The organism is Microbacterium sp. F2, from assembly GCF_052274505.1.
Lineage (GTDB): Bacteria > Actinomycetota > Actinomycetes > Actinomycetales > Microbacteriaceae > Microbacterium.
This window is the reverse complement of sequence record NZ_JBNVBV010000002.1, coordinates 137969-157058: the sequence shown is the minus strand read 5'-3', so window position 1 is coordinate 157058 and position 19090 is coordinate 137969. Positions and strand designations below refer to the sequence as shown.

The window sequence follows — 19090 nt, the reverse complement described above, 5'->3', positions numbered from 1 at the left end:
GTGCGCATCCGGCTCGACATTTCCTATGACGGCTCGCACTTTCGCGGGTGGGCTCGGCAGCCGCATCAACGGACCGTGCAGGGAACCATCGAGGGGGCGATTTCTCGCGTGCTCGGGGGAGATCCGAGGCTGGTTGTCGCAGGCCGAACGGATGCCGGAGTGCACGCGAGCGGCCAGGTTGCTCACCTGGATCTCGACGACGGGCAGGCCGCGCGGATCGCAGACACGCGTCGGCGCGGTGAAGGTGACGATGGCGCGGCGGTGCTGGCTCGTCGCATCCGGGGTGTTCTCGGCGCTTATGCCGACGCAGCAGTGACCCGCACCTCGATCGCACCAGACGGCTTCGATGCACGCTTCTCGGCGGTGTGGCGCCGCTACGAGTACCGGGTTGCCGACGATCCCGTTCCCTACGATCCCCTGGAACGGCACCGCACCACCGTGGTACGCGGTGAGCTTGATGTCGCGGCCATGGATGCCGCAGCCGGCGCACTGCGGGGGTTGCATGACTTCGCCGCGTACTGCAAGCCGCGGGAGGAGGCGACGACGATTCGCACGCTGCTCGATTTCGGATGGGTGCGCGAGGCCTCCGGCGTGCTGGTCGCCACGGTTCGAGCTGACGCGTTCTGCCACAGCATGGTGCGCGCGCTGGTGGGTGGGTGCGTTGCGGTCGGTCAGGGACGACTCACCGTCGACGATGTCGTGCGCATCCGTGACGAACTCGTCCGTGTTCCCGAGGTCAAGGTGCTGGCTGCCCGCGGGCTCACCCTCACCGAGGTCGGGTACCCGGCCGATGAGCTGCTCGCGCAGCGCGCGTCGCAGACCCGCGCGCGGCGGGACCTCGACACCGACTAACGAGGGCGGGCGCCCGCGGATGCGTAGACTGATCCCACCCCTGCGCGGGGTGAGGTTGGTGATCCCGAGGGGGGATGGAGATGAAGGCCGTTGGTCGCAGCGACGCGAGCGTCGGCATCCGTGGCGGTCAACCGGTGCGCGCTCTCGCTCGGGCGAGTGCGATCGCCGGATTTCTCGTGCTGCCGCTCGCGCTCGCAGGGTGTGGGCCCGCGCCGTGGAACAACTGGGGCTATGAGACCTCGAGTCCAACTCCCACGTTCACCCGCCAGACCGTTGCCCCACCGGTGAAGAACGACCTCTCCAGCGGCTCGACGCAGCGGGACCTCCAGGCCGGCGCCGTGAAGGCCACCGTCGACTACTGGTCGACACTGTCGATGGACAAGTGGACTGCCGATGCTCTCAAGCCCATCAGCCTGTCCCTGATCACGACGGTCGAACCCAACGACGGTCAAAAGGTCTACTTGCAGCGCGCGACGATGGTCGCGGTGCCGCAGAGCGACACCGGAGATCTCGCTCCGCTGGATCCGCAGGTGGATGCCGCGAGCGTCAACCCCGGCTATCTCGTGCTCTCGCCCTACAGCTACTCCCAGAACTTCACGGTCGGTCCGGTGCCATCCAATGCGATCTCGGTGACGGTGCAGTTCACGTACGACTTCCTCGTGCAGACGACGCCGACATCGAACGAGTACGCGAAGCAGACGGCATCCGACACGCTGACCATCGCGATCGCGCAGCAGTAGGCTTCCCGCCGACCCATCACAGCGGCATCCTCTTGGTCGCGCTCTCACGCGGCCGCTCACGATAGCGATCGCGCAGCAGTAGCTCGAGCGCGCAGCAGTAGCGCTTCCCGACAGGAGAGTCAGGCGGTGACGCGCTCCCAGCGGTCGCCACCCTGCGCCCGGGCCGCTGCTGCAGCCTCGGCCGTCGTGGTAAGCAGGGCGTCAAGGTCATATCCCGATGTCGCGACGCTCGCCCAGCCGACGCTGGCTGAGGTGGTCACGGTAATCGGAGCCTCCGGGTCGCGCACGGCGATGTGTCGGAGGACGTCGCGCACGAGCTCTCGGATGACTGCCTCGGGGCGCGATACCAGCACGATGACAGCGCTGTCGGGAGCGATCGCGACGTCGGCATCCGTGGGGAAAACCGCGACGACACGAGACTGGATCTCGCGGATGAGTCGACCGAAGATGGCGGGTCCTCCCGCAGCTTGCAGATCTTCAGCGTCGTCGAGCTCGATGCGAAGCAGCGACCAGGTGCCGGCATCCCGCGCGGCGGCGCGTTCGAGACGTTCGCGGGCCGTCCCCACGAACCGACCCCAGTCGCTGTGCGGCGCCCCGGACTCGATCGCCTGCGTCCCGGGGGTCACGAGCGGCACCAGCGACACGAGCGCGCAGACCATGTAGACGAGCATTCCGATCGAATTGAAGATGCGCGTCGATGCGAAGGCCTCCGACGTGGAGAGTGGGGTGAACAGGGCGCCGATAAGCACCGTGACGCCAGCCAGCGCGTAGACCGCCGAGGAGATGACGATGGGCCACAGCACGCGCTCGGACCGCTCCGGGATGCGCCGCCACTCGAGGAGGAACAGCACGCCGAAGATCGAGGAGATGAAGAACACGACGCGGTAGGCGAGGCCGAACAGGTCAGAGTCCCCTACCGCGATGAGAGCGCCGATCGAGGCCGCGGCGACCACGGCGCTGATCCATGCATACGTGCGCACCTTGCGGTGGGCGCGCAGTCCCGACCACAGCAGCGCCGGGGCGCCCATCAGCAGACCCATCGATCCTCGCCGCAGTTCCTCGGACTCGGCGGCAGTCGCAGCGAGATAGCCGAAGCAGGCCACCATGATGCCCATGAACGTCAGCGACCACAGCAGCGTCGAGCGGCGGGGCCGCGCGAGAAACGCCAGCCCGACGAAGAGGATGGTGCCGAGGCTTGCGATGGTCGCGTGGGCGATACCGATGCTCGCGCCGCCGAGGTCCGGCCAGGGCAGCTCACCGGGTGCAGGAAAGAACATCACGACTCCGGGGCGACGGAACGGGGGAGGTGAAGAGTGACCGTCGTGCCGTGACCGAGTTCACTCGTCATCGTGAGGGTGCCACCGTGTGCTGTCACGATCTCGCGCGCGATACCGAGACCAAGCCCGGTACCAGGCGCATGCTCCTGGGCGCGCGTACTGCGAAACAGGGGGTCGAACACGTGCTCGAGGTCCTCGGAGGCGATGCCGATGCCCGTGTCGGCGACCACGATGACGGCGTTATCCTCGTCCAGAGCTGCCGATACCCGCACTGAACCGCCAGCTGGCGTGTACTTCACGGCATTGCTGACGACGTTGTCGAGGACCTGGCGCAGGCGGAAGACGTCGCCATCCATCCGCAGGTGGGCCGGGAGGTCGGCTTCCAGCGTCACGCTCTGTTCTCGTGCCGTCGCGGCGAAAGCTTCTCCGACGGCGGTCAGCATCGGGACGAGGTCGAACGAGCGGCGGTCCTGGGTGGGGGTGAATCCGCTGCGCGAGCGCTGCAGCATCGTCGAGGCGATACCGAGCATCCGTTCGCTGGCGGAGAGGATCGTCTCAAGGTGGGCCCGGATCTTCGGGGTCAGCTCGTCCTCTTCTTCGAGTGCAAGGTCGGCGTGACCGATGATGACGGTCAGCGGATGCCGCAGTTCGTGAGAGGCTACCGCGGCGATCCGTTCGCGCTCGCGCTCGGCCTCGGTGACGGCGGTGATGTCGTGGGCGACGAGCATCGTCGACGCAGAATCGTCGGCTGACGAGGTCAGCGGCATCGTCCTCACCGACAGAGCGCGCCAGGTGCCTTCGGCGTCAAAGATCCAGACCCGCGCATCCTCGAAGATCTCGCCACGTTGCGCACGCGCGAACGTGCGCTCCGAGGCCGGGATCGCCGTCCCCTGCAGGGATGCGTATTCGACGGAGGTGGGCGGAGAGTTCGGATCGTTGGGGCTCGTTCCGTAGAGCCGAGCGTAGGTCGTGTTGACGGCGAGCAGTGATCCGTCACGGGCGAAACGCAGGATGCCGACATCCACGCCGTTGATCAACTCGATCGTGCTGCGCTCGGCGCCCGAGACCCGTTCAAGCGTGGTTTCGAGACGCCGCGTCTGGCCGAGAAGCAACCGCTTGAACGCCCGCGTCTGGCGCATCGTGATGTTCGCCGTGATACCCAGGAACGTGACTCCGAGGAGCACTGTGAACAGTTCAACGGCGCCGGGTGGTTCGGTGGAGGTGGCGGCTTCGATCAACAGGGAACCGGCGATTGTGGTGACGGCGGCAGCGAGGGCCCAGCGTGTGAAATGCAGGCCGATCCACATGATCGGGAAGACCCAGAAGAACCCGAGGGGCAGGATCGAGGATGCCGCCATGAATCCGACGGCGACGATGTCGGCGAACGGGATGATCAGCGGCGCCCACCGTGGTGCGCGGGCCCAGGGCATGACGAGGGTCACCGCAGTTGCAGCGATGATGATGGCCACACCGGTGAGCATGAGCCACGACTCGAACAGTTCCGGCTCGTAGCCGAGCGATACGACCGAGATGATGATGATCGAGACGCCGAGGGAGAGCTGCGTGAGCCAGATGGACCTCACTCGCATTGTCGCGCCGTCGACGTCGCGGAATTGCGCGTCTCTTGCGCTCACCTTGTGCTCCCCCTTAGACAGCGTTGAGTTCAGGCCTTTGTTCGTATCGTATACTTCCAGCGCATCCGGCTTGTGGAACCCGCCATGAGCCCGAGATAACCGCGGAATTTCAGCCTTCGATGCACGTGCACGTCGGCCCGCTCAAGGAGAAACCATGGCCACCGCCCCGCAACCGTCGCGCGCTGTACGCCGCGTCGTGCTCGGTGCTGCCGCACTGGCTTTGGGCGCCTCGTCCTTGACCGGATGCCAGCAGATCGCCGAAGCGTTCAATTCGATTCAGGGTGAAGCACCCGGTGCCGCATCGACGGCGACGCCGGTGCCGCAGCCGGTCTCGACGACTGCCGCGATGGACTTCGACTCGCTGTTCTCGTACGACGGGTCAGTCTCGTTGACGACGGATGTCGCATCCGACCTCGAAGTCGTTCTCGATGTGTGGGCGGCTGACCCGAAGCGCACGCGCGAGTGGACGCCGAACAACGAGAAGGTATTCGGGTTCGCGATCAACGCGTATGACCGTCGCGTCGATGACAAGGCGGTGCTGGCGCAGAAGCGCCGCGTCTATGTTTCGTCGATCTCGATCACGTCGCAGACCGCACAGACCTCGGGGATGGTGCAGCAGCCGTTCCAGTTCGCAGCCGACCCGCGGACGCTGGTACCGCCGGACACGCTGCGCTCCGACCGCGGGTTGTTGCTCAACAGCTATCAGGGCGGTCTGCTCGTCCCCGAGACGACGATCTTCATGCTGCCGGCCGACACCTACGGCATCACACTGCAGTTCTCGTTCGGCATCTACGTCGAGGGCACGGCAAACGACGATGCTTCGTTCGCACAGCAGACGATCTATCAGTACCTCCCGATCGCGATCTACAACGATCAGGGCACGCTGAATATCGTGTCCAACCAGCCGACAACTGCGCCCCAGGGCTGAGCGGGCTGGGGGGCCGCGCAGCCCTGGTCAGGCGACCGCGCCGCCTGCCGGACTGGTCTTGAGGTCGCCGCTGGTGCTGGGCGGGGCTGCATCGGGCCAAACTGTGGCGAGCTCCTCCCCGGAGTGCAGTGTGTAGCGCGTCACGCGGATCTCGATCGCTTCGCGATAGTCGAGGTTCGGTACTGCCCTCGCCGTAGCGGCTTTCACGACGTCATCCAGGTTCTCGATCCGCTGGTCGCCGGACACCGCGACGACGTGGCGGCCGACCCGACCGCTGTGGGCGGCATCGGGCAGCAGTTCATGAAGGGACATCGAGGCTGCGCGGTCCACCGCTGCTGCTGCCGGGCCACCGAAGGCTGCGCGGATGAGGGCGAGGTCGGGAACCTCGACGACGTACACTGTCACGGCGCCGTGGGAGGCGATATCTGAGCGCAGCGCAGTGATGATGTACTCGATCTGCCGGGCTCGAGTCTCCAACGCGCGGTCGCTCCACCACACGGCAACGCAGAGTGCCGTTATGAGCAGGATGCTCAGGACGGATGCCGTCAGGGGAGAAAAGAGCGCTTGAAATGTGGGAGCGCTCTCACCGACCGCGAAAAACATCACAGTGCGGATCGCCGAGTACGCGGCGTAGATCGCAAAGATGACTCCGATCAGCCGGAAGGGTGCGATGGTTCGTGCCGGCAGTCGGAAAGCTTCGACCGCGACGCCCGCGCACCCCACAGCTACGAGGATCAGCCGCAGGACGAAGCCATCGGTCGGGCCGCCGATGACAGCGCTGACCGTTGCGCTGGTGACGAAGGTCACAGCGACGGCCCCCGCAACGACCCAGCCGGGGGCCATCGAGTTCTCCCGCAGCTGCCGCATGCCCGCCCAGAAGTATGCGGGCCCGCCGACCAGCGCCGCGTTCGCCGCAGCGATGATGATCGGCGTCGGGTTTGCGGGCATGAGGGCGGTCGCGATACCGGCGACGACCCCGCTCAGGGCTGCGGCCGCGGCAAAGCGCAGAAAGTTCCTGCGCGCGGCGCGGCCACCGTTGGGAACCGGGGTTGCGGGAAACTGGACGAGGGCCGGAGCAGCGATCACGAAGGCGATCGCCAGGACGGCAGACAACTCCAGTACACTCATTCTGCACTTCTGTTTCTCGGGGCCTCGGGTGTTCACCGGAGGCTTTCTTGAGGAAAACCTGAGGTGATGCTCTTCGACAACAGACCGGATGCTTGAGCCGAGTGTAGCAGTGTGGTTACAGCACTTCGGATGGCACGCGGATTGATGGAAGGAGCGTGCTGATGTCCCACTGGGAAGCCCCGTACGTTCCGCCATACCCGCAGCAAGCTCAACCTGCGATCGGGCAATACCCCAGCCCGGCAGTCACGAACGCGACGTATGCAGAGTCGACGTACGTGCAGCCGCAGTACGCCGAGCCGGAGTACGGCCAGCAGTACGCCGATCCGACGTTTGGCCAGCACTTCGAGCGGCCGCAGTATGCACAGCCGCAGTACGACCCCCGGTTCCCGAACGCGCAGGTCGAGACCTCTCACGCCGAGTTCACTGACGAGTTCGAGTCGGTGCTCGAGCGCATCTCCGTGCACCGCTCGACGATCGGATGCGTCATCCCGTGCTACAACGAGGAAGAGTCGATCGCCGGCGTCCTCGAGGGCCTGCTGCACCAGACGCGGGTGCCCGACGTCATTCATGTCGTGGTCAACAACACGACTGACGCGACAGTCGCTATCGCTTCGCAGTATGCCGGTCCCCACCAGGTCGTCACCGATCTCGGGGAGCAGTTCACCGAAGTCTTTATCCACGACATCGGCAAGAACCCCGACAAGAAGGTCGGTGCGCTGAACTACGGCTATGCCCTGGTCGAGGGCTACGACTACCTGCTTGGGGTCGACGGTGACACCATCGCTGATGAGCGCGCGGTCGAGTACCTCGAGACCGAGGCTGTCGGCGACTCTCGGATCGGTGGGATCTCGGCGATCTACACGATCGATGACCGGCCCATCAAGGGTCTGATCGGCAAGTTCCTCATCGCCGGTCAGCGCACGCAGTTCGCGGCATTCAATCTGCAGAACCTCCTGCGCGGACGCAACATGGCGGTTCTCGGCGGCCAGTTCTCGATCTTCTCCACGGCGGCGCTGCGCGACGTCATGCGCGCCAACCACCAGAGCACGCCGTGGGTGAAAGACAGCGAGGTGGAGGACTCGCTCCTCTCACTGCAGATCAAGAGCGCGGGCTACCTCACCAAGATCAGCCCGTACGCGCGAGCCAGCGTGGGTGGAATGACGACCCTCAAGGGGTACGACGCGCAGCAGGTCAAGTGGACCTACGGCGCCATCGAGCTCATGTGGCCCGGTCAGCGCGGTGACACGAAGGGGCAGCCCTTCCACCCGAACCTCCGGCTGCGCTGGTTCGAGAACTTCGGCATGCTCACGAACCTGTTCGTGCGTGTCGCGTTCCTGACGCTGCTTGCCGCATCGCTGTCGATCAACGCCTTCGTCTTCTCGCCCTGGTGGCTCATTCCGCCGCTGGTTGCGACGCTGCTGAACCTGCGTGTCGCCCTGACGATGAAGTACGTGAACCAGCGAGACATCCTGTTCTCGGCACTGGTGTTTCCCGCGGAGATCTTCATGTGGATCCGCATCGGCCACTTCCTGCGGTCGTGGTCGTCGTTCCTCTCGCGCAAGAAGGTCGACAACTGGGCGGCGCAGGCCAAGGCGGAAAAGGGTGGCGGTTTCTCCCTCGGACACTGGGTTCCCATGATCCTGCTGGTGCTCACCGCGCTCGCCATCGCCTTCATCTGGAACCTGCTGGACCCAGTGGTGCAGTCGTCCATTCTGTGGATCGGCTGGCCGATCGTCGGTGTCGTCACCGTCATTCAGACCCTGCTCATGGCGTTCAAGCTGTTCCGCAGGCAATACGGCTACAAGGTCTGACGCACTCGCGCCAGACCTGGGAGGCCTACTGGCCCGGCGGTGGAGCGACGTTCTCGGCGGTCATCCGGTAGCCGACGCCGCGGACGGTCTCGACGTAGCGCGGGTTGTTCGGGTCGTCGCCGAGCTTGCGGCGCAGGTTCGTCATGTGTGCTTCGATCGCACGCTTGTCGGCATCCCCGACGAAATACGACGTGACGTAGGACTCACCACGCAGCACAAGCGTCAGATCGGCCTTGCTGCGAACACGGCGCTTGGACTCCATCAGGGTCGCCAGCAGCTCGAACTCTGTGCGGGTGAGTTCCACCTCACGGTTGCCGACCAGTACGATCCGCGAGTCCGGGTCGAGGATGAGGTCACGGTGGACTATGGTGTGCGGGCCGAGGTGCTGACCTCCGGGGCCGGGGACCGGGGCGCTCGGGGGTGTGCGTGCTACCAGCTGCGATCCGGGAGGTTGCTGGCTCCCGCCGGCGCCCGGCGGGTCGACAGGCGCCTGCGGCGTCGGGGGATAGTACGGTTGTGCACCCCCGGGCTGCGGGTAACCCGGATGCTGACCCGGGTACCCGGGCTGGGGTGGCGCCTGGGTCGGCTGTTGGCCGGCCGGATACGGAGCCTGCGCCGGATGCTGAGCCGGGGCCTGTGCGGGGTCACCGGGGGTAACGGCTCCGCTCGCATCGATGGTGGCGAACGGTTGCTGCGCTGCCGGCGGAACGGCGCTGGGCGCCGCAGGCTGGGTGACGATGGCGGGTCGTGCGCCCGGGAATGAGGGGCCCGAGGGTGCCTGCACGGGCGGCTGAGCGGCAGTCGGTGTCTGGCGGGGGCGGCGCAGGAGCGCTTCGATCCGTGCCCGCAGCTCCCGTGGACGGAACGGCTTGACGATATATTCATCGGCGCCGGCGCCGAGACCCAGCACGACGTCGGCCTCGTCTTCGAGGCCCGTGAGCATGATGATGTAGGTATCGCTCTGGGCACGGATGCGGCGAGCCGCTTCGAACCCGTCGATGCCGGGCATGTTCACGTCGAGTGTCGTGATCAGCGGCTGGTAGGACAGCACAGCGCGCACGCCGTCGATGCCGTTGCCGACCGAGACCGTGGAGAATCCGGCTGCCTCGAGTGTCTCGGCGAGGATATGCCGAATCTGCGGATCATCCTCGACGATGACGGCGGTCTTGCTCACCCCCGCGTCAGTGCTCATGCTCGGTGGTCTCTTTCGCGTCGGGCTGGGTGGTCGCGTCGGTCTGGGTGACGGGGCACGGCCCGCGCAATCCCAGGTGTTCGCGGCCGTCTCCCCCGATCGTACACAGCCGCGCCGGGACGAGGGGCGGTCATCCGTCGGCGTGTGCCCGCGTCCTCAGGGCCCGGTGTTCAGGGAAGAGTGACGTTGCGGGTGAGTTCGACTGCGGACTGCGGCCACCAGGCGCCGGCGACAGGTCCCCCGTTGCAGGTGCCGTCGCTCTCGCCGGGCGGCTTGATCCAGAGGTTCGTGTCGACGACGTCATCGCCGTAGGTGCCGCCAGGGGCGCCGATGAGTCGGCCCGGCGGGTTGCACCACTCGCCGTTCGACCCGGCGCCGTTGCGTGAGGTGTCTACGATCGCGTGGAGGCCGCCCGTGAGACCGGAGAGCTGGTGGGCGTAGTCGAACTCGAGAGTTGTGTCGTTGTAGTTCGAGACGTTCGTCGCGAAGCCGCGGATGACATCGTTCATGCCGATGCCATTGATGAGCTCTGCCATCTGCGACGCGGGCAGCCAGGTCGAGTGGCCACCGTCCACGTAGATCCAGGTGTTCGTCGAGGCAAGACGGGCGATGGCATCCCGCAGCTGTGTCGTGCGGTCGGCGAGGTTGCCGCACTCCGGTGCGAGGGCAAGGCTGTCGGGTTCGAGGATGACGGTTTTCTGGATGTCGGGCGCGGAGTGCAGGGCATCGCCGATGATCTGTGTCCACTCCGCGTAGGCGGCATCGTCGAGTCCGCCCGCTGAGAGGCCAGCGCTGCAGTCGCGCTCGGGAAGCCCGTAGACCACGATTGCTAGTGCCCGGCCCTGTGTGCGCGCCTCGGTCAGAAGATTCGTCATCCGTGCGCCGATCTCACTCACGGGATCGATCTCGGGGGTCAACCAGTAGGCGGTGGGCTGCGCGGCCAAATACGCGGTTGCCGCGAACTCGTCGGTGCCCGCGGGGAGGTCAGGCAGCGCGAGGGCAGCCTTCGACTCCTCGGGCGCGATGATCGTCGTTCCGACGGCCGGTGCCGTCGCGGTCAGGTCACGGACCCAATGGCTCAGGAACATCCAGACCGTGGCCGCGATGGATGCCACAAGAAGCACGCCGACGCCGACGATCGTCGCGATCGCCCAGCCGGGCAGGATCTTCGGCTGTGATTCCGGGCGCACCGCAGCAGTCTGGGGCTGTTCGTGCACCGCGGAGGTGCGTCGGGAAGGCACGACCAAACTCTAGCGCAGCGCGCGCGGTCAGCATCCGTGCGCCTCTATCGTGGGGAGTGGCATGAAGGTCATCTCGTACAACCTGCGCAAGCACCGTGCAGCAACCGAGCTGCGAGAGCTCGTCGAGCGTCACGGCGCTGATCTGCTCTGTCTGCAGGAAGCCGACACCACCGACATCCCTGACGCGATCGGTGGCCTCGTGCTCGCCGACTCGACGCAGCGCAACCGCCTGGGGCTGGCCGTCTACTACCGCGAGAACACGTATCGCGCCGTTGACGTGCGAGCCATCGCGCTGAAGAAGTCGCTGCACGATCGGGTGCTCAAGCCCGCGGAGGAGCGGATGCTGGGCGTGCGCCTGCGCGACATCGACGCCGGCAGCGACATCGTCATCGCTTCGTTCCACGCGGCGCCGCTGACGGCGCTGAACTCGCTGCGTCGCCACCAGATCCGCACGGCGCTGGCCGAACTCGATCTGTTGGGCGAGGGGCTTCCGAAGCTCATGGTCGGCGACTACAACTACCCCGTGTTCAAAGAGCGCCTGGGCCAGCACGTGCGCGATCAGGGGTACGAACTGAACCTCAGCGACTCCCGGACCTATACGCGGTATCGGTTCTTTCGCGGGCACTACGACTTCGCGACATCCGTCGGCTTCACGATCGATACCGTGCGGACACTGCCGCAGGGTCTCAGCGACCACTTGCCGATCCTCGTGACGGCTGAACCGACGCCGGCTGCCGGCGCGGCGTCAACGGATGCCGCGAGCGGCGTGGCCTGAGCCGCGTGCCTGACGCGAAGGCGCTGGTCAGCGGATCGCTGCTGCGTAGTGCATGAAGGCGGCGTAGACGAGCACGCCGACCCCGGATGCCAGGAGCGCAACACCGAAATAGAGCAGCCAGTTGCGGGACTTGCGGGGGTCTCGCGGTTCGTAGGGGCTGCTCATGATGCCCGATCCTAGCCAGATCGAGCCGAGCGCGAGTGACGTGCGTGTTACAGGAGGGTTATCCCTCGTCTGCGGGTGTTGTGAGCGGGCACGCGCCGCCCGCGACGACGCCGCTGCCCCCGATTGTCGGCGTCATGAGCGCTTCGAGCGTCGGGGTCGGCGGGGTGCGGACCTGGATCGTCGCGGTAGCCGTCTCGCCGGGGTTGAGGTTGGTCTCCCAGATCAGCACGTCGCGCCCGTCGTGGGTTCCGGTGCCGAACACTGTCGCGGCTTGGTCGTCACCGGCGACGCTCGAGACCACGTCTGACCCTGTCGGCAGGTAGAGGTAGGCGATGGTCCTTGTGACTCCGGCTGGAACGCCGAAGTTGCCGCCGCCGGTGATGTACTCGGGGAGGCTGGTCGCGGCATCCGCCGGGGCCGTGCTTCGCAGGGTGACAGAGACCGTCGCAAGGGGGTCCTCGCGAAGGTACTCGCCCGGTCGGAGGTTCTGCGTGAAGGCGGTGCTCGCCGCGCACCAGCCGACTGACGTGGATGCTTCGGTGTAGTAGTCCATCTTGGAGCCCGTGCCGTCGTTGAGGTACACCCCGAACTGTGTGCGGGTGTTGTCGGTGACGGGAAGCTCGCCCTGGATGGTCGCGCCGTCGAGGATCGCCTGTTCGGCGGGATCGGCGCTCCACATGAACAGTCGGCGTTCGCTCCCGGCGCGGGCGAGAGCTTGGATCAGGGTTGCCGGGTCGGCCGCGCCGTCGGCGATCGTCTGGAAGACGACCGCGGCGGTCGCGGCGAAGAACGCGTCCTGGTCGCGGGGGTTCGGGTACCGTTCGTACACCTCGTTGAGCAGCAGCGGCACAGCATTCTCGCTCGTGAGCTGTTCGCCCGTCGGGAGTGTGATGGGACCGGTGGCCTCGAGCAGGTACGACAGGGTGACGGGATCGAGGGCGAAGACGCCGTCGACATTCACACCCGTCTCTCGGAACCACATCTCGCGGGCCAGGGGGCCATCGATCGTGTAGTCGGGGATCTGGGTGACGTTCTGGATGTAGACGCCGGGCTTGTCGACAAAGACGCCGAGAATCTCATCCGAGAGCGGCAGAACGGGCTCGGCGTACCGAGTGAAGTCCGACGAGGACCCCTGCCCGGTGAGGTCCATGCGGCCGCCGTCCGTGTGGATCATCGCCATTGCTCCGACGATGCCGCCGAGCGAGCGCCACTCCGCATTGTTCTGGAACATGACGAGGTAGTTGCGGGGGCCATCTGCGCCGAGGGCGAGGGGGAGGAGCTGCGAGGTGCGGCGCAGTGCGTCAGCGGCAGTTAGGCCGCTCGTCAAGAGGTCACGCACCTCGGTGACAGGGGCGGCGAGGGGAGCCAACAGTTCGGTCGTGTCGATCGCGTTCACGGATGCCGAAGCCTGCCGCAGGCTGTCGGTCGCCGTGGTCGCGACGTCGGTGAGGCTTGCAATGGCTGCGACGTCGAACGCTCCTCCCGCGGGGCGCAGCGTGTCGAGCGAGAAGCTCGACGCTGCTTGCGCGAGGGGTTCGAGTGCGGTGGTGGCGACGTCATCGACGGCGGCGATGACTGTCGCTGTTGCCGCGAGCTGTGGGCCGATCCACGGGAGGTGTTCGGCGGCGCCCCACACCGGGTCGGAGGTGAGCGATCGGGCTGCCGAGGTGTCGGCGGTGAGGGCTGGCACGACCTCGGCTGCCGCGGCGGGGTCGGTGAGGGAGTCAGCGAGGCTCGTCGCTGCCCGCTGGGCGTCGGCGACGTGACCGTAGGCGAGCGCACCGCGGATGCCGATCCACGCGGCCCCCGCCACGCCGAAGATCAGGATGGCGCCGAGGACCGACGCGAACACGACGCCGGCTGTGCGTTCGCGGCGGTGACGCTTGCGCGACCGCGCACGCTGGGACTTCTCGGCATCCACCGCGGCGTGCGTGGCAGCGATCTCGTCATCGCCGAGGGTCGGGTCGGGGCCCGCGCCCTCGGGTGTCGCCGCGTCGTCAGTCATGGGTCGGATGCCCTCCTGTCCTCAGGGAAGCCTATTCGCCCGCACCCGAGTACACGATGAGAGACAACCGCATGACCAGCCGTAACACGCGCCCTCTAGGGTGGGGTGCTGGCTGACGAGCTGAGGGACGGAGGGATCGGGCCCCATGGTGACGGCGAACGCGACGACCCAGCGTGTCTGGGTGGACGCGGCGGCGACCCCGGATGCGGCAGCCGGTCCCGTCGGCTGGATGGATGTCGTGACGCTCGCCGAAAAGGCTGTCGGTGTGACCTTCTCCTACGACCCGACCTACCTTGCGCGACCGGATGCCTACGCGGTATCTCCGGAGCTACCGCTGCGGCCAAAACCTCGGGTTCTCGGGTCGATGCCCGGGGCGTTCGTCGATTCCAGCGCCGATTCGTGGGGGCAGAAGCTGATTCGCCGGCAGCTGCGCGCCGAAGGAGTGACCCTTCTCTCGGAGGTCGATGCTCTCGTCGGAGTGTCGGATGAGGCGCGCACTGGCGCCCTCCGGTTCCGTGAGGCTCCGAGTACGGGCGAGGAGGAGGAGGCGTACGTCGCCGACCGCGCTGCGCGGGTCCCCGTCGTGCTCGACCTGCGCGAGCTTCGGGCAGCAGCGGATCGGACCCGCGCGGGGGCCTCCTCGAGCGAGCAGGCCATCGCGGAGCTTCTGGATGCCGGAACGGCGGTGCTCGGGGGCGCCAGGCCCAAGGCGCTCGTGCGGCGGAAGGGTCGCGCGCTGCTCGCGAAGTTTCCGGCACCGGATGACGAACACGACGCGATCCGGTGGGAGGCGGTTTCCCTGCACCTCGCTCACTCTGCCGGTCTTGCCACGTCACGGGTGCGCACGATCGAGATCGGAGAGCACGCGGTGTTGCTTGTCGATCGATTCGATCGCGTCGGGAAGGCGGACTCCGCGGTGCCGACGAAACCCGGGGATGCCGGGGAGTTGCGGATTCCGTACTGGTCGGCGCGAACCGCGACCGGCGATGGGCGCGACTATCTGGATGTCGCGCGAGTCATCCGTGGCATGGAGGCGCCGCGCGATGTCATCCGTGCCCAGTTACGTGATCTGTGGCGACGGGTGGCCTTTGCCGTTGCCGTGCACTGCACCGACGACCACCTGCGCAACCTGGGATTTCTGCGGCGGGAGTCGGCGTGGCGGCTGTGCCCGGTGTTCGATGTCGAGCCCGATCCAGTGCAGGAGCGCCTGCGGTCGACTGCGATCGTGGGGGTGGTCGACCCGGATGCTGCGCCGGCAGCCCTCGTCGCGCTCGCCGGGGAGCTCGGGATCAAGACGTCGTCGTGGAAGCGCTCGCTTGCTCAGGTGCTCGTCGCGGTGGAGTCGTGGCCGGATGTCGCGACGCGGGTCGGACTTGCCGAGGACGAATTCGCGGCGATGGATGCCGCGATCGGCCATCGCCGCGATGCGCTCGCGACGCTGCTTACCTGAACTGCCGGAACCGGCCGGATCAGGAAACGGCGAGGGGGGCGATGACGGCGGCGACGAGTTCGCTGGGATCGCGAACGAGGGTGAAGTCCCCGGCATCCGGAACCACGCTCGGGGCCGCGTACCCCAGCGTGATGATGCCCGGCTGGCTCGCGCGGGCGCTCGCGACGAACGCGTCGATGGCGGCGAGGTCGCTGTCGGCGGCGATGCCGAACACCAGCGCGGTGTAGGTGCCAGCTGACAGATAGGCCAGGGCGGCATCCGCATGTCTCGTTTTGAGGACCGCGGTGCCGAGTCTTTGCAGGGCGATCGTCTCAGACATGCTCGTGTCGGGGTCGTCGTCGACCCACAGCACGCGTCCCGGGTGCACGCGCTCCGGGAGTTTCGGCGTGACCCCGGCGCCTTGGCCGCGGGCAGCATGTGCTTCGCGCAACTGCGTCGCGACGGCCTCGCGGTCGTCGGGCGCCAGGGTGATCTCGATAGTCGGCAGTTGTTGCGTGGGGACGCGGACGGTGGAGGTGCGGCGGATCCAGAGGATGACGCCAACGAGGGCCATGACGACGATCACGCCCACGAAGCCGAGGACGAGCGTCACGAAGCCGGTGTCGATCTGCATGAGGTCAGTATGCCCGGTCGGAGGCGCGGAGATGGGGGGAAGTGCAACTCGCATGGACGAGGGACAACTCACATGAATAGGGTGAGGGCATGACCGACATCCCTGCCAGCGCCGAGCCATCTGCCCCCGAGACGTCCACGACGATCGTTGTGGGTGCGACAAGTAAGCCCGGCTCGCGACGCGCCATCGAGTGGGCAGTCGCGCGTGCCGCGAGTACGGGCGCGCGCCTGGAGTTGCTTTCCGTGATCGGGGGCGCCGTGGGTGCCGTCGGTGAGCAGGAGGTCGTGCAGCGCGCCGTCGACTACGAAGAGGCGTTTCTTCGGAACGAGGCAGCGGCACTGTCTTCTCGTGGCATCGACGTCACGGTTCGGGTGACACACGGGAACCCGACGAAGGAGCTGGTCGAGGCGTCGACGGATGCCGCGCTTCTGGTGATCGGCAGTGATCACACCGGGGGCGCCGACAAGCATCGCGGGCCGCACGGCACACGGATCGTCGCCGGGGCTCACTGCCCCGTTGTCGTTGTGCCCGACATCGATACGACCGGGCGCACGGGGGTGGTCGTCGGGGTGGACGGTTCGGAGGTTTCGAACGCGGCGCTCGCTTTCGCTGCCGCCGAGGCATCGCGGTTCGCCGAGCCGCTCACTGTCGTGTCGACCTGGATGCCGGTCGTCTATACCGGCGACATCGCGCCCTACCCCGACATGTATCTCACGGACCTGCAGGGTACGACGGAGGCTTTCGCGCAGTCGATGGCCGATGAGGTGCGAAAGGACCATCCGCACCTCGAGATCGTCGTGCACGTGGACGAGGGGGATCCCGCCACCGTCATCGCTGAGGTGGCGGCATCCGCTCGCCTGGCCGTTGTCGGAACCCACGGGCGTACCGGGTTCGCTCGGTTCCTGCTGGGGTCGGTGAGTACCCAGGTGCTCGACCACCTGACGACTGTCACCGCAGCGGTGCGCTGACATCCCGTTAACGACAAGGCCCCCGGCTCGATCTGGGGGGCTGTCGAGCCGGGGGCTGTACGCGCGACGCGTACCTTCGCTGCGGATGAGTGACCCGAAACACTCAGCGCGCGGTCTTGCCACGATGAGAATGCCACGGTTCGCGACTTCGTGCCGGGGGATTGTCAACGGCCTATGCCGGATGCCATAATCCGCCGCCCGGGGCAGGCGGGGCAGGCGGGGCAGGCTCAGCGGCCGAGCAACCTGCCGACCACGCTCGGAAGCTCACCGGGGGTGGTGATCACCTGGTCGTGCGGCAGTTCCGGCGCACTGGGGCCGGTGACGATGGCGCCCGGGGCGTAGGCGATCGTCGGGACGCCCGGATAGTTGCGGCGCACCGTGCGGATGAAGTCGGCGGCAGTCATCGCGTCACCCTCACGGCCGCAGTCGGTCACGACCAGGAGGTACTTCTCTGCCGCGAGGTATGCCAGGGCTGCTTCGCAGTGCCGAGCAACCGTGACCGTGAGACCCATCCGATGCAGGGCCACGACATCGGGAACGTGGCTGTCGGGGTCGTCGTCGACCCACAGCACCCGACCCAGACGGAACACCGAGGTCGACGAGGTTCGGGGTGGCGTGGCATAGGTCTGCTTGTATCCCGCTCCCGGTGCTGCTGCATCGACCGGTGCCGAGGCAGCGGGTGCCGGAGCAGGCGGAGGGGCGGGAGTGTAAGCGGGTGCTGCCGGCGCGGGGGCCGGTGTTGCCGCGACCGGCTCATCGACGGTCGGATAGGCGGGCGCCTGGTGATCCGCGGGCAGTGGCGGCGCGGGTGGTTGTGCAGGCTGCTCGGGGGCGTAGGCGGCTGGTGCAGGGCCGAAGGCGGCGTTTGCCACGTTCACGGGTTGCGCTGCGGGGTTCGGTGTGAAGACGTATTCGGTCGTTCCCTCAGCGAACTGGGGCGCCTGGGGCTGCTGCTGGTATGCCGCTTGCGAGATGGCGTACGGGTGAGTCATCGGCGTTCCGGTCACGGGTCGCGACCCGGCTACGGTTCGGACTGTCGCTGTCGTGACGGCAGGACTGCTCATGTCGGGGTAGCGCGGCATGCGCTGGACGGGTTCATGGCGATCTGAGGTCGCCTCGGCCTTGTTGCTCTCCCACATCGCCCAGCCCACGACGAGTCCAAGCACGGCGACGACGCCGAAGCCGATCATGAGGGTGATGAGTGAATTACTGTCCATGTGTGAACCCGGTGCTGAGTCAGGGTGAGCTATGTTGCGTGCTCTCGGGTTGACCACTATTGTCTGCGATCCGCGTGGCGCGGCAAGACAAACTGTGCGAACTCTCATCTGGGGCAGGACAGATCCCCGGCTTTTGCGTCATTTCCGGACGATTCCGGACGTGAAGCTACGCCGGACGCCGTACCTTCGCCGGGTCAGGCGGTGCGTTTGTTACGACCGCGGGCCCAGAAGACGGCAGTGGCCGCGGTCATGATCGCGAGCATCGCCACCGTCGTGAGGCTCGCCTCCAGCCCGAACAGGCCGCCCGAGATGAGGGGATCGGCATCCGTCGTCTCACCGACCGTCAGGAGCGAGTTCTCTGCCGGGATACCCGACACCGGGATGCCGAAGAGGCTGTTCTGCGCCCAGTTCCAGGTGGCGTGGAAAGCGATGACGCCCCACAGGCCGCCCTCGCTGAGCGCCCAGAACCCGAGGAGCAGGGAAACGAGCACGAGTGAGAGGACCGAGAAGATGTTCATCCCCGTGTTGAGGGAGTGTGCGAGCGTGAAGAAGGCGGTCTGGGCGATCATCGCGCCGAGGAGGCCGAAGCGCGGCATCCAGGACTGGATGAGGTAGCCGCGGGAGATGAGTTCTTCGGCGCCGCCCTGGATCGTGAAGGCGATGAGTGCGAAGATCACCCATCCGAGCGCCGTCCAGGCGGTGTAGCTCCCGTCGGGAGTCTGGAAGAACTCCATGTTGCCGGTGAGGACCGCGACCCCGACGGCGAGCGACATGGCGCCGAACGCGATCGCGGCTCCGCGGGCGATCTGCCGTGGGGCGGCGGAAGGGGAGCGGAAGCCGATACTCGCGAATGCGCGCCGTTCCTTGAATCGCAGCCACACCCACAACAGGATCCAGACCGGGAGAAAAGCGAGTGAGCTCGAGATCGTGAGGCCGAGAGCAGGGACGCCGGGCGTGAAGGCGAGCAGGATGCTGGTGGCCATCACTGAGGCGAAGAGGACGACCGCGACGATTGAGCCGACGAGCGGGCCGCTGGGACGCTGTGCTTCGCGCATGGCGCCGGCGAAACTGTCACGTCGTGTTTCGGTCACGGA

The 19090-nt window shown here is 66.9% G+C and carries 17 protein-coding genes; 7 read left to right on the top strand and 10 right to left on the bottom strand.

All coding sequences use genetic code 11. From position 1 onward, the window contains the following. The gene (locus ACQVDU_RS05815; protein ID WP_443476516.1) at positions 1-852 is read left to right on the top strand and encodes a tRNA pseudouridine synthase A; all 852 of its coding nucleotides are present in this window, start codon (positions 1-3) and stop codon (positions 850-852) included. An 80-nt stretch (positions 853-932) separates the two neighbouring features. Continuing rightward, positions 933-1592, top strand: coding sequence for a hypothetical protein (locus tag ACQVDU_RS05810; RefSeq protein WP_443476515.1), 660 nt, complete (start codon positions 933-935; stop codon positions 1590-1592). A 119-nt stretch (positions 1593-1711) separates the two neighbouring features. Here the strand turns inward: ACQVDU_RS05810 and ACQVDU_RS05805 are convergent, their stop codons facing one another. Both ACQVDU_RS05805 and ACQVDU_RS05800 read right to left on the bottom strand, forming a co-directional pair. Next, entirely contained in the window at positions 1712-2869 is a 1158-nt protein-coding gene (locus ACQVDU_RS05805; RefSeq protein WP_443476514.1) for a hypothetical protein, read from the bottom strand. After that, complete coding sequence (locus ACQVDU_RS05800; RefSeq protein ID WP_443476513.1) at positions 2869-4503, bottom strand: sensor histidine kinase; 1635 nt, start codon at positions 4501-4503, stop codon at positions 2869-2871. Before ACQVDU_RS05800 ends, ACQVDU_RS05805 begins: the two co-directional genes overlap by 1 nt. A 154-nt stretch (positions 4504-4657) precedes the next feature. Here ACQVDU_RS05800 and ACQVDU_RS05795 point away from each other — a divergent pair, with 154 nt between their 5' ends. Next, positions 4658-5431 carry a fructose 1,6-bisphosphatase gene (locus ACQVDU_RS05795; RefSeq protein WP_443476512.1) on the top strand — a complete coding sequence of 258 codons (774 nt, stop codon included), beginning with the start codon at positions 4658-4660 and terminating at the stop codon, positions 5429-5431. A gap of 27 nt (positions 5432-5458) precedes the next feature. On the opposite strand, the gene ACQVDU_RS05790 is transcribed toward ACQVDU_RS05795, so the two are convergent. Then, positions 5459-6559: a hypothetical protein gene (locus ACQVDU_RS05790; protein WP_443476511.1), complete on the bottom strand. Its 1101-nt coding sequence runs from the start codon at positions 6557-6559 to the stop codon at positions 5459-5461. 161 nt (positions 6560-6720) lie between these two features. On the opposite strand from ACQVDU_RS05790, the gene ACQVDU_RS05785 reads away from it, so the two are divergent. Then, positions 6721-8370 (top strand): glycosyltransferase, encoded by a 1650-nt coding sequence (locus ACQVDU_RS05785; RefSeq protein WP_443476510.1) that lies wholly within the window; start codon positions 6721-6723, stop codon positions 8368-8370. A 25-nt stretch (positions 8371-8395) separates the two neighbouring features. Here the strand turns inward: ACQVDU_RS05785 and ACQVDU_RS05780 are convergent, their stop codons facing one another. Next, complete coding sequence (locus ACQVDU_RS05780) at positions 8396-9562, bottom strand: response regulator (protein WP_443476509.1); 1167 nt, start codon at positions 9560-9562, stop codon at positions 8396-8398. Positions 9563-9732: 170 nt separating this feature from the next. Next, positions 9733-10803, bottom strand: coding sequence for a glycoside hydrolase family 6 protein (locus ACQVDU_RS05775; RefSeq protein WP_443476508.1), 1071 nt, complete (start codon positions 10801-10803; stop codon positions 9733-9735). Positions 10804-10864: 61 nt separating this feature from the next. On the opposite strand from ACQVDU_RS05775, the gene ACQVDU_RS05770 reads away from it, so the two are divergent. Further along, positions 10865-11578, top strand: a complete 714-nt coding sequence (locus ACQVDU_RS05770) for an endonuclease/exonuclease/phosphatase family protein (protein WP_443476507.1) — start codon at positions 10865-10867, stop codon at positions 11576-11578. 27 nt (positions 11579-11605) lie between these two features. Here the strand turns inward: ACQVDU_RS05770 and ACQVDU_RS05765 are convergent, their stop codons facing one another. Both ACQVDU_RS05765 and ACQVDU_RS05760 read right to left on the bottom strand, forming a co-directional pair. After that, on the bottom strand, positions 11606-11743 hold the full coding sequence (locus tag ACQVDU_RS05765; protein WP_300594715.1) for a hypothetical protein: 138 nt from the start codon (positions 11741-11743) through the stop codon (positions 11606-11608). A gap of 58 nt (positions 11744-11801) precedes the next feature. Next, entirely contained in the window at positions 11802-13748 is a 1947-nt protein-coding gene (locus ACQVDU_RS05760; protein WP_443476506.1) for a DUF4012 domain-containing protein, read from the bottom strand. Positions 13749-13893: 145 nt separating this feature from the next. Here ACQVDU_RS05760 and ACQVDU_RS05755 point away from each other — a divergent pair, with 145 nt between their 5' ends. Beyond that, positions 13894-15198: a type II toxin-antitoxin system HipA family toxin gene (locus tag ACQVDU_RS05755; protein WP_443476505.1), complete on the top strand. Its 1305-nt coding sequence runs from the start codon at positions 13894-13896 to the stop codon at positions 15196-15198. 19 nt (positions 15199-15217) lie between these two features. Here the strand turns inward: ACQVDU_RS05755 and ACQVDU_RS05750 are convergent, their stop codons facing one another. Continuing rightward, the gene (locus tag ACQVDU_RS05750; RefSeq protein WP_443476504.1) at positions 15218-15811 is read right to left on the bottom strand and encodes a hypothetical protein; all 594 of its coding nucleotides are present in this window, start codon (positions 15809-15811) and stop codon (positions 15218-15220) included. 89 nt (positions 15812-15900) lie between these two features. On the opposite strand from ACQVDU_RS05750, the gene ACQVDU_RS05745 reads away from it, so the two are divergent. Beyond that, complete coding sequence (locus ACQVDU_RS05745) at positions 15901-16779, top strand: universal stress protein (RefSeq protein WP_443476503.1); 879 nt, start codon at positions 15901-15903, stop codon at positions 16777-16779. A 227-nt stretch (positions 16780-17006) separates the two neighbouring features. On the opposite strand, the gene ACQVDU_RS05740 is transcribed toward ACQVDU_RS05745, so the two are convergent. After that, positions 17007-17996 carry a hypothetical protein gene (locus ACQVDU_RS05740; protein WP_443476502.1) on the bottom strand — a complete coding sequence of 330 codons (990 nt, stop codon included), beginning with the start codon at positions 17994-17996 and terminating at the stop codon, positions 17007-17009. Positions 17997-18190: 194 nt separating this feature from the next. After that, positions 18191-19087, bottom strand: coding sequence for a lysostaphin resistance A-like protein (locus ACQVDU_RS05735; protein WP_443476501.1), 897 nt, complete (start codon positions 19085-19087; stop codon positions 18191-18193). Between the last annotated feature and the right edge of the window lie 3 nt (positions 19088-19090).

Bases quoted from the DNA above. Each gene is read 5' to 3' on its own strand.
- ACQVDU_RS05760 (WP_443476506.1), bottom strand. From the start codon at position 13,748: ATGACTGACGACGCGGCGACACCCGAGGGCGCGGGCCCCGACCCGACC.
- ACQVDU_RS05745 (WP_443476503.1), top strand. From the start codon at position 15,901: ATGACCGACATCCCTGCCAGCGCCGAGCCATCTGCCCCCGAGACGTCC.
- ACQVDU_RS05810 (WP_443476515.1), top strand. From the start codon at position 933: ATGAAGGCCGTTGGTCGCAGCGACGCGAGCGTCGGCATCCGTGGCGGT.
- ACQVDU_RS05750 (WP_443476504.1), bottom strand. From the start codon at position 15,811: ATGCAGATCGACACCGGCTTCGTGACGCTCGTCCTCGGCTTCGTGGGC.
- ACQVDU_RS05780 (WP_443476509.1), bottom strand. From the start codon at position 9,562: ATGAGCACTGACGCGGGGGTGAGCAAGACCGCCGTCATCGTCGAGGAT.
- ACQVDU_RS05805 (WP_443476514.1), bottom strand. From the start codon at position 2,869: ATGTTCTTTCCTGCACCCGGTGAGCTGCCCTGGCCGGACCTCGGCGGC.
- ACQVDU_RS05770 (WP_443476507.1), top strand. From the start codon at position 10,865: ATGAAGGTCATCTCGTACAACCTGCGCAAGCACCGTGCAGCAACCGAG.
- ACQVDU_RS05790 (WP_443476511.1), bottom strand. From the start codon at position 6,559: ATGAGTGTACTGGAGTTGTCTGCCGTCCTGGCGATCGCCTTCGTGATC.
- ACQVDU_RS05755 (WP_443476505.1), top strand. From the start codon at position 13,894: ATGGTGACGGCGAACGCGACGACCCAGCGTGTCTGGGTGGACGCGGCG.
- ACQVDU_RS05785 (WP_443476510.1), top strand. From the start codon at position 6,721: ATGTCCCACTGGGAAGCCCCGTACGTTCCGCCATACCCGCAGCAAGCT.
- ACQVDU_RS05765 (WP_300594715.1), bottom strand. From the start codon at position 11,743: ATGAGCAGCCCCTACGAACCGCGAGACCCCCGCAAGTCCCGCAACTGG.
- ACQVDU_RS05740 (WP_443476502.1), bottom strand. From the start codon at position 17,996: ATGGACAGTAATTCACTCATCACCCTCATGATCGGCTTCGGCGTCGTC.
- ACQVDU_RS05795 (WP_443476512.1), top strand. From the start codon at position 4,658: ATGGCCACCGCCCCGCAACCGTCGCGCGCTGTACGCCGCGTCGTGCTC.